General features: G+C 52.1%; 6 protein-coding genes. All 6 read left to right on the top strand.

The genetic code is table 11. The features are described from left to right. The first annotated feature begins 327 nt into the window (after window positions 1-327). Window positions 328-795 carry a hypothetical protein gene (locus tag NGM66_RS08445; RefSeq protein ID WP_208907996.1) on the top strand — a complete coding sequence of 156 codons (468 nt, stop codon included), beginning with the start codon at window positions 328-330 and terminating at the stop codon, window positions 793-795. Between the two features lie 84 nt (window positions 796-879). Beyond that, window positions 880-2,526 carry a glycosyltransferase family protein gene (locus tag NGM66_RS08440; RefSeq protein ID WP_208907998.1) on the top strand — a complete coding sequence of 549 codons (1,647 nt, stop codon included), beginning with the start codon at window positions 880-882 and terminating at the stop codon, window positions 2,524-2,526. A gap of 6 nt (window positions 2,527-2,532) precedes the next feature. Beyond that, on the top strand, window positions 2,533-4,206 hold the full coding sequence (locus NGM66_RS08435) for a 6-pyruvoyl-tetrahydropterin synthase-related protein (protein ID WP_258115550.1): 1,674 nt from the start codon (window positions 2,533-2,535) through the stop codon (window positions 4,204-4,206). 158 nt (window positions 4,207-4,364) lie between these two features. Continuing rightward, window positions 4,365-5,504, top strand: a complete 1,140-nt coding sequence (gene guaB, locus NGM66_RS08430) for an IMP dehydrogenase (protein ID WP_208908002.1) — start codon at window positions 4,365-4,367, stop codon at window positions 5,502-5,504. A 1,109-nt stretch (window positions 5,505-6,613) separates the two neighbouring features. After that, on the top strand, window positions 6,614-7,303 hold the full coding sequence (gene croR / locus NGM66_RS08425) for a response regulator transcription factor CroR (protein ID WP_048732979.1): 690 nt from the start codon (window positions 6,614-6,616) through the stop codon (window positions 7,301-7,303). Between the two features lie 72 nt (window positions 7,304-7,375). Further along, window positions 7,376-8,551 (top strand): sensor histidine kinase, encoded by a 1,176-nt coding sequence (locus tag NGM66_RS08420; RefSeq protein ID WP_208908004.1) that lies wholly within the window; start codon window positions 7,376-7,378, stop codon window positions 8,549-8,551. The last annotated feature ends 27 nt before the right edge of the window (window positions 8,552-8,578 follow it).

Here is an 8,578-nt window from a genome sequence, read left to right as displayed (position 1 = left end):
TAAGCAAGATCAAAAGCCGTCAGTTTTTGAAAAACATGAAAACTGACGACTTTTTTGAAAGGTATGAATAATTCAGGTACTATCTGACCGGAATTTAATGGTTTAAGCAGATGGTTAACAAGCAATTAAACATGGTGAATCAGACCAAAAGGGGTAACGTTCTGCGAGGGACGTTACCCCTTCGTGGCGCCACTAGCTAACGCTTACAACAATTGCCACTATTAGTGAAAATGCCCCTTGACGGATGCTTGAGAAAGAACTACGATTATTCAGTAATAAAATTATTTAATAGTTTTATTGACTTACATATCTGGGAGGGTATTTTTCATGAAGAAAGTATTTGGTTATGTCTTAAGTTTACTGGCTGCCTTGACGTTTGCCGGGGTTATCGCTACGACTGCTAACGCTGCTGGTAGCAGTGCAACTGCTACCAGTGGTAGCGGCGTTTCAAGTAGCGTTGTTGCTTCAAGCAGCTCCAAGAAGGCTGTTAAGAAAGCTACGAAGAAAGCTACCAAGAAGACGGTCAAGAAGTCAAAGCGTGTTAAGTTAAGCAAGAAGTACAAGAAGAACGCCCGTAAGGTCTACATCAAGAAGGCCATGAAGGGTTCTAAGATCAACTTCAAGAACAACAAGAACAAGTCTGTCAAGAAGGTTTCTATCAAGAAGGCTGGCAAGAAGACTGTTAAGTTGACCAAGAAGCAAGCCAAGAAGCTTAACAAGGGTAAGAAGTTCAAGATGACTGTTACCAAGAAGGGCTACAAGACTTACACGGTTACGGTTTCCATCAAGAAGTAGGGTTAAGTTTAACGTAACAGAAAGGACGTGGCGCGAAACCGCGTCTTTTCTTTTTGAGTTTTTTAGGAAAAGGAGCAGGGTCCCGTGTACTTACGAATCAAGGAAAAATTGCAAAGCCACGAAGCTCAGTATTTTGTGTTGCTTGCCATTATTGGGATTTTTATGATGGCGTTTTGTTCATACACCTCGCCGGCATTTTATTTTGACACCTCGCCTGACAACAACGCCTTCTTCACGGTCGGCAAGGCCATGATGAATGGTATCACGCCGTATAAAGATATTTTTGAACAGAAGGGGCCGTACGTGTATTTTTGGCATGGACTGGCCTACCTGGTGAGTCACCGCAGTTTTATTTTAATTTTTATTTCTGAAATTGCGATTTTAATTGCGGCCATGATTTTGACGTATAAATTGGCACGGTTGCTCAAGCTAAACGAGCTGCCAGCCTTTCTGACGGCCATGCTGTCGCCACTATTATTTTTATATCACCCCTATTACAACTACGGTGACACGGTGGAATTCTTTACGCTGCCGTTATTGCTAGCGCTGATCTACCTGATTATCTTGCTGGACCAGCACCGCACCGTCAGTCACTGGTGGTTCTTTACCCAGGGACTGTTTGTGGGTGTCGTGTTCTTGTCGAAATACACGCTGTTGGGCGGGTGGATTGCCTTTTACCTGGCCTATGGCATCTACCTGTTGGCTAAAAAGCAGTGGCGTGAGCTGGGCCGTCTGGTTTTGTGGAGCGGCCTGGGCTTCTTATTGGCGACGGTGCCGTGGTTGATTTACTTCCTGGCCACCGGGTCGTTGGGGGACTTCGTGCGGGTCTATATTTTATTTAATACCAAGGTCTACATGACGTCGTCGGTCTCGTTCTTCTCCAACCTGATCCAGTCGGCCATCCTGCTGGGGCATTTCTACCTCAGCGACGTCCTGTTCTTCATTCTGGGTGTGGGCGGCACGCTGCTGATCATGTTCCAACGGTCGATTCTGACCAGTAACTTTGCGCGGACACTGTATCTGGCGGCCTTTTTGGGCAGCGACTTGTTGGCGCTGTACGGCTACCAGACCGGGTCGCTGTATCAGTATTACCAGCTGGTGTACTTCGCCTTCTTTGTGGTGCCGTTCATCTTCTTGTTGGACCGCTTTTTCAAATGGGTCCATTTGCCGGCAGTCGACGATCCGTTTGTGATTTTGGGGACCCTGGTCCTAAGCGTGTTCTTGGTTCTCGGGGTCAACAACAACGTGGTCAGTTCCCGGTTGTTTCCGAATAACCAGTCGATTACCAAACGCAACACGACCAAGCCGCAACAGCCGGCGCAAATCGAATTCGGCCGCATCATGCGCCAGCACAGTGCGCATCCGACCTTGTTGAATTATGGGTCGATCGACATGGGCTTTTACACCGCGGCTGACGCGGTCCCGACGACTTATTATTTCCAAAATTATAATATTCCCGAAAAGGCGGCACCCCAGATCTTGCGGTCCCAACGAAACATCATCAAGCGCCACCAGGTCCAGTGGGTCGTGCTCAACACGCCCGCGAAGCAGTCCGTACGTGAGTGGGACGGCGACAGCGATATCCCGGGGCGCATCACCAGCGGTAACCTGAATCCAGGAACTAGCAAGCTGGCCAAGACGCTGTACCGCAACTACCGTGTGGTCAGGGTCCACCGGCAAGTGTTTGAACAGGTCGACGTGACCTACTGGTTGTTTGAGCGGAAGGGGTAAATGCGTGTGAAAAATGGGCAAGCGGCCGACTGGCTAACGCGGCATCGCTGGTTCGGGGAACTGGTGCTGTTTAGTTGTCTGAGCGTATTTTGGTTGTTCCTGTGGGCGAGCCAAGGGAAAATCTACATGGGCGACGACCTGAGTTTTCATTTGAACCGGGTGCAGGGGTTGTATCAGCAGCTGATCAGCGGTCGTTGGGACCTGGGCCATATTGCCACGACCACCTTCAGCGGCTGGGGATATCCCATCAATCTGTTTTATCCGGCGGACACTTTACTGCCATTAGCCATCCTGCAGGTGTTCTTGGGTGGCATTCGGGCCTACACGGTATTCTTATTTTTGATCACGCTATTGACGCTGTACGTGGCGCGCTTTGTGGGGAAACGCCTGCTGGGCAGCTACTTTCAAGGCGTCTTGATGGCAATTCTCTACAGTTTCTCGCAGTACCGCATCCTGGATTTCTTTGCCCGTGGTGCTTTGGCGGAGGGGATGGTCTTTGCCTTTCTGCCGTTGGTGCTCTACGGGGCCTACGAGCTGGCAATCGGCGACGTACACCAGGGAATCTGGCTGACGGTGGGGATGGCCTTGATTGGCCTGACGCACGTGGTGTCCTTACTCTTGGCGGCCGTGCTGGTCCTGCTGACACTGGGGCTATTTTTCCTACGGCGAACTGATTTCAAACGGCGGCTGGGCGCGCTGGGTCTCGTGGTGGGTGCGACAGTGCTGTTGACGCTGACCTTTTTAGCACCGCTGGTCGAGCAGCTCCATGCCTTATCTGGGATGAGCATTTTGCAATTTAAATTGACCCAAAGTGCCATGGCGCCCGGAGGCTTTCTGCTAAATTCGGCGGTCAACCAGATGGGGTCCGGGCAGATCAACCTGGGCTGGCTAATGTTGATGCTGTTGTTGCTATCACTGGTGATGTGGCAGCGTCTGACGCCGGTTCTGCACTACTTACTGGTGCTGGCCGTGGTGTTCGTATGGATGGTCACGACCTGGTTTCCGTGGGCGTTGTTTCAGCGCGTGTTGGGGATGATTCAATTTCCCTGGCGCTTCTTAGCGATTGCCAGCCTGCTGATTGCGCTGGTGGGGGCCCGCGCCTTGACCTTACTGCTACCACGGCTAACGCGTCGAGGCCAGTGGGGACTGCTGACGGTCGTAGCGGTATTTGGCATGATCCTGAGCACAACTAGTTTTATAGCTTTTTATCGAAATGGCAATACGATTACGCAGGCGGATTATCACCGGGTGGCCACTACTAGCGACAGTACCGATTACGTCCGGCCACAGTCGCTGGTGGCCATGCCAGCACTGCGGACGCATTCGGTGGCGGTCATGAATCCCGGCCACGGCCTGCATCAACTGAGCCGGCGTGTGGGTGCTGACCGCTTCACCTACCTGGTGCACAGCCAACGCGAGCAAACGGTCAAGTTGCCACACCTCTATTACCCGGGTTATCAGGTGACGGTCAACGGCCAACGCCAGCGGGTCCGATGGAATCGGATGTCGATCTTGCTGGCGCACGTCCAGGCAGGCACCAATCGGATTCAGGTATTTTATCAGTCGACCGTGATTCAGCGCGTTAGTGTCTGGATTTCCGCGCTGGCATGGCTGGTTTTGCTGGTGTTTGGCGGTCGTCAATGGGTGATTACCCGGCGTAACCATCGCAAGCTAAATTAGTTTGCTGAACGATTGTTTTAACCACTGTGAATGATTAAACCATGATAGTTCCATGAGAAACCTTGACCTGAATGGCCTAGACTGGTAAATTAAGAAACAATATCTCCCGGGATTCCTAACCGAGCCTGAGACTAAAATTAAGAGGAGCGATATCAACTATGTCTAATTGGGACACGAAGTTTGCTAAAGAAGGATTCACGTTTGATGATGTTTTGTTAATACCCGCTGAAAGCCACGTTTTGCCGAATGAAGTTGACTTGAGTACCCAATTAGCACCGAACCTAAAGCTGAACGTTCCGTTTTTAAGTGCCTCAATGGATACGGTCACTGAGACCAAGATGGCCACGGCCATGGCCCGTAACGGGGGCCTCGGGGTCATCCACAAGAACATGAGTGCCGACAGTCAGGCCCAAATGGTCGCTGACGTGAAGGCCATTGAAAATGATGCCAGCAAGTATCCGAACGCCGCTGTCGACGCCAACAATCACTTGTTAGTCGCCGCTGCCGTCGGGGTCACTTCCGACACGTTTGACCGGGCCAGCGCCTTGCTCAAGGCTGGTGCCGACGCCATCATCATTGACACGGCGCACGGTCATTCCGCTGGGGTGCTGCGCAAGGTCGCTGAGATTCGCCAACAATTGCCAGACGCGACACTGATTGCCGGTAACGTGGCCACGGGTGAAGGTACGCGGGCGTTGTTCGAAGCCGGTGTCGACGTGGTCAAAGTGGGTATCGGCCCAGGTTCCATCTGCACGACGCGGGTGGTTGCCGGTGTCGGTGTGCCCCAATTGACGGCCATTTACGACTCAGCGCAGGTTGCGCGTGAATTTGGCAAACCGATCATCGCTGATGGCGGGATGAAATACTCCGGCGACATCGTTAAGGCCTTGGCTGCCGGCGGGAACGCTGTGATGTTTGGTTCAATGTTCTCCGGGACTGACGAAGCACCTGGCGACGTCATCGAAGACAACGGTAAGAAATACAAGACCTACCGCGGGATGGGGAGCCTGGCTTCCATGTCTCATGGGTCAGCCGACCGGTACTTCCAAGGCGGCGTGAACGAAGCCGACAAGCTGGTGCCAGAAGGTATCGAAGCCCGCGTGGAATACAAGGGCAGTGTCAACGACATCATCTTCCAAATGGTTGGCGGCCTGCGCTCCGGCATGGGTTACACCGGCTGTGGCACGATCCAAGACCTGATCAACGACGCCCAGTTCGTCCGTATCTCCAACGCCGGCCTGATCGAATCACATCCACACGATGTGCAGATCACCAAGGCTGCGCCTAACTACAAGTAAAAATTGATTGAACCGAAGACCATCCGTCTAGCTGTTGCTGGGGATGGCCTTTTTGCTAAAACTGGGGTTATGGCTACACAATATGGACTGGCCGCCTACCGTCCGCCAAATATGGGTCGGAACGCGGTGGGCGGACGGGTCGAGCCAAAGTTCGGTCTCAACACCTCGTCTTTGAGCTGAAAGGCCGCGTCTCAAAGATGCCAGTTACCTAACCAGCAAAAACCACTGGCAAGGTAACTCCCACGGCTGAACCCATATTTGGCGGACTCTCGGCTACAAGGGTGGTTACTAACTAACAACTAGTTTAGCCCGTGGCGTCGTCTGATTTTACTGTTGGCTTAATGGGTAGGACGACTTTAGAGCTTGGTGAATCCTTGCTAAGATTTCAAGCAAACAGAAAGACCATTTCGTAGACTGTCTGTGTTTTCCAGAGCAGGTGAAGCTGCAGGCAACGCCTATCGGAGTCGGGAGTGAAGAAAATTCTAGGCCCAGCCATCGAAAACATTTATCTAGTTATAGCTAGGAAATGTTTTTCGATGGGTAAGAATGAGGGGGCTGAGATGAGCTTCAGTGGGCCACGTGCCTAGTAGGAAATAGATTCAGATAATGCTACTGACCGCAGTGGGGTGAGTGTCAGTGACTGTGACGTAAATCGGCGTTGACTGGAAACAGGGGTAAAGCAATTGATGGTTAATCATCTCAGTAGCCGGGAGTTTGCCAAATATGAGCTCAGCCGTGGGAGTTCCCTTAGCGGCGGGGTTCATGCCGGTTAGGGAACTGGCGACTTTGAGACGCGCACTTCGGCTCGAAGTCGAGGAGACGAGACCGCTCTTTGGCTCGTCCCGTCGCCCACAGCGTTCCAGCTCATATTTGGCGAACGGAAGGCGGCCAGCGCAATCTACCCCAGCGAGTTTTAACCCCAGCTTAAACGCCAGGTTGGCGGCTGACCCGCAAATAGTGTAAGATTAAGGAATGGTAAAGTGCCTTACGCCCGACTAAAGGTTCGGGTTTTCCGGTCACGCTGCGGGATTTATTTGCTAAAATAGACGTAAACCTACGGGGAAGACCGCTAGTCAGTAATCTAGCTGGTAAAAGGAGATTTGCACGTTATGAAAATTTTAGTTGTCGATGATGATAAAGAAATTGCCCAATTACTTGAAATTTATATTAAAAATGAAGGCTACGAACCACTGACCGCTTACAACGGGAAGGAAGCCTTGACGAAATTACACACGACGCCGGATATCGCGCTGATGATTTTGGACATCATGATGCCTGAGATGAGTGGGATTGAAGTCGTGAAGGAAGTACGGAAGGATTCGCAGATTCCCATCTTGATCCTGTCAGCCAAGACCGGCGACATGGATAAGATTCAAGGACTGATCACCGGTGCCGATGATTACGTGACCAAGCCATTTAACCCCTTAGAGGTCATGGCGCGGGTCAAGTCACTGTTGCGGCGGAGCCAAGATCAAGTGACCGATGATAGCCCAGATATTTTGGACATCGGAACGCTGACCATCAACAAGGATTCCCACGAAGTCAAGACGATCGCCGGTAAGACGATTTCACTGACGGCCTTAGAGTTCGGCATCCTGTATCTGCTGGCGAGTCACCCCAACCGGGTCTTCTCCGCGGACGAGATTTTCGAGCGCGTTTGGCGGCAGGAAAGTATCGTTTCGGCCAAGACGGTCATGGTCCACGTGAGTCATTTGCGGGATAAGATCGAAGACGCCACCAACGGCGAAAAGGTCATTCAGACCGTTTGGGGCGTGGGGTACAAGATTGAATCGCACTAACCAATGTAAAGAGGGAAAAGGTATGGTTAAAACAAAAAAATCCCCAAAACAACGCCGCCAGGGGGCCGCAGCATGAAGCTGACCACCCGAGAAAAAAGCGCGTTGTTCATGGAGGGTGTCGTCACCGTAATCTTACTGCTGATGCTGAATCTGGCGCTGCTGGTGTTGATCAGCCAAGCCATCGAAAGCAACCCCGGCTTGCGGGACGGAATCTTTATTATCAAACGGTCCGTGGTGTTTGGCCCCAATCACTTCCAGCTATGGAGCTGGGAAAATGTCTTCATTGGCTTTATGGTGATTGCGGACGCCGTGGTCGTTTGGTGGCGGCTGATTCGGCGTTACCGGCAAATGCAGCTGCATCATATCATTGAAGAGCTGCATTACATTGCCAACGGTCATTTTGACCATCGGATTCCGTTTCGGGTCAGCGGTGACGTGCAACGGGTCGTGGACTCGGTCAATGCACTGGTCGATTCCGTGATTCGCTCGATGGACGAGGAACGGGCAATTGAGAAGTCCAAAGACGAACTGATCACCAACGTCAGCCACGATATCCGGACACCGTTAACGTCCATCATTGGCTATCTGGGGCTGATTGAAGACCAGCAGTATCACAGTGAGGACGACCTCTTAAAGTACACACACACGGCGTTTTTGAAGTCTAAACAGATGAAATCACTGGTGGACGACCTGTTCGAATACACTAAGGTCCGCCAGACGGACACGCCGCTGAGCTTGACGACGATTGATTTGGCCGCCATGCTGGAACAATTGGGCGCTAGTTTTGAGCTGGAGGCCCAGAAGAAGGGCATGACCATTGGCGCGTCCAGCGACCCCGCCAGTCTGATGATGGAGGCCGACCCCGAGAAATTGGTCCGCGTCTTCAACAATCTGGTGGCTAACGCCTTGAAGTATGGCGATGGCGGTAAGGAGATCAATTTGATTGCCAAACGCGTCACGGCCAATGAGTTGGAGGTCCGCGTGACCAACGACGGGCCGAAGATTCCGCAAGAGTCGCTGGCCCTCATCTTCGAGCGGTTCTACCGCGTCGAGGAGTCGCGCTCCAAAGAAACCGGTGGGACCGGGCTGGGATTGGCGATTGCCCAAAGCATCGTCGCCCTGCACGGCGGTTACATTTACGTGGAGTCCGACGACGACCTGACCAGCTTTGTCATTCATTTACCTGTAAAACACGATCACCCCTTGGCCATCCCCCAGCGGTTAAAAACGGCGGGACCGGGCAAGTAATGCTGCCGGGCGACCGGCGACTACATA

This window comes from Levilactobacillus yiduensis, from assembly GCF_024718525.1.
GTDB lineage: Bacteria > Bacillota > Bacilli > Lactobacillales > Lactobacillaceae > Levilactobacillus > Levilactobacillus yiduensis.
The sequence above is the reverse complement of the archived record's forward strand: the minus strand, read 5'-3'. Positions and strand labels throughout refer to the sequence as shown.